Source organism: Dietzia sp. HMSC21D01 (assembly GCF_001815995.1).
In the GTDB taxonomy this organism is placed as follows: Bacteria; Actinomycetota; Actinomycetes; order Mycobacteriales; family Mycobacteriaceae; genus Dietzia; species Dietzia cinnamea.
This window is the reverse complement of the sequence record NZ_KV824177.1, coordinates 1-1,562: the sequence shown is the minus strand read 5'-3', so window position 1 is coordinate 1,562 and position 1,562 is coordinate 1. Positions and strand designations below refer to the sequence as shown.

Annotated in this window: 1 protein-coding gene and 1 pseudogene; both read left to right on the top strand. The window is 72.3% G+C overall.

Going from position 1 to position 1,562, the window contains the following annotated elements; translation table 11 throughout:
* Window positions 1–300 (top strand): annotated as a pseudogene (locus HMPREF3086_RS17505) (cytochrome ubiquinol oxidase subunit I); the annotation flags it as partial.
* Between the two features lie 80 nt (window positions 301–380).
* Window positions 381–1,457 (top strand): NAD(P)H-dependent amine dehydrogenase family protein, encoded by a 1,077-nt coding sequence (locus HMPREF3086_RS17500; protein WP_070723227.1) that lies wholly within the window; start codon window positions 381–383, stop codon window positions 1,455–1,457.
* Window positions 1,458–1,562: the final 105 nt, after the last annotated feature.

Below are 1,562 nucleotides of genomic sequence, written 5' to 3'. Positions count from 1 at the left end.
GCGATGCTGCCGTTCATCTGGAACATCATCTCCAGCTGGCGCTACGGCGACCTCGTCCTGGTGGACGACCCGTGGGGCGCGGGCAACTCCCTGGAGTGGGCCACCTCGTCCCCGCCGCCGCGCCACAACTTCGCGAGCCTGCCGCGCATCCGCTCCGAGCGCCCCGCGTTCGAACTGCACTACCCGCACATGAGCGAGCGGATGCGCGAGGAGGCGCATGTCGGCGGCAGCCGCAATGCGGAGGACCCGAACGCACCCAAGGACGTGCCGGAGCGGGGACCGTCTCCGCAGGACAGGTAAGACGCCCCGGCGCCACGTGATTGGCCCGCCCGCCACGTGACCCGCCGGGGCGCCCGGGTCGTCGCATAGGGTCACGTTCCATGACGATCCGGGTCGTGGAGTGGTCGACGGGGTACCTCGGGCGGATGGCGGTCGAGGGGATCGATGCCCGGCCCGAGCTCGAGCTGGTGGGCGTGTTCGTCTCCGACCCGGCCAAGGTCGGACAGGACGCGGGCCGCCTGGCCGGGCTGGGCCGCGACCTGGGCGTCGCCGCCACCGATGACGCCGCCGCGCTGCTCGCCCTGGAGCCCGACGCCGTCGTCTACACCGCGGAGACCGAGACCCGGTTCATGGAGGCCATCGAGGACTTCCACCGGTTCCTGCGCGCGGGGATCGACGTCATCGCCTCCGGGCCGGTGCTGCTGCAGTTCCCGCACGGCACCATCCCGGAGGACATGATCACCGCGCTGGACGCCGCCGGGCGCGAGGGCGGCGCGACACTGCACGTCAACGGCATCGATCCCGGCTTCGCCAACGACGTGCTGCCGCTGGTCATGACGAGCCTCTCCCGGCGGATCGACCACATCCGGGTGGGCGAGATCGCCGACTACTCCGTCTACCACCAGGGCGAGACCATGCGTCGGCTCTTCGGCTTCGGGCAGCCGATGGACACCCTGCCGCCGCTGCTGCGGCCCGGGATGCTCGCCGCCGGCTGGGGGTCGGTGGTCCGGCAGCTCGCCGCAGCGCTCGACGTCACCCTCGACGAGCCGCTGGTCGAGCGGCACGAGCGTCTGCCCGCCGACCGGGACCTGTCGCTCCTCGCGTGCGAGGTGCCCGAGGGGACGCAGGCGGCGCTGCGGTTCGAGGTGGTCGGACAGGTCGACGGCGAGTTCCGCATCGTGCTGGAACACGTCACCCGCACGGCCCACGATCAGGCCCCCGACTGGCCGCGGCCCGATCACGGCGACGGCTGCTACCGCGTCGAGATCTCCGGCGACCCGGCGATGCGGATCGAGTTCGGTCACCACGCCGAACACGGCGACCACAACGAGTCCGGCATGCGGGTCACCGCGATGCGGCTGGTCAATTCCGTCGAGGCGGTCGTCGCCGCGGAGCCGGGCCTCGTCTACGCCAAGGACCTGCCGATGATCACGGGCCGTGGCTTAATGAGCAGATGACGCTCCTGCGCGCTGTCGCGGTGGCGGCCCTCGTCGTCGTCGCCACCGCCCCGGCCACCTCCACGGCCGCACCCTCCTCCACGGCCGCGCCCACCTCCACGGCCG

What these genes read in the sequence shown, in the direction of transcription:
- HMPREF3086_RS17500 (WP_070723227.1), top strand. Translation starts at nt 381, where the DNA reads ATGACGATCCGGGTCGTGGAGTGGTCGACGGGGTACCTCGGGCGGATG.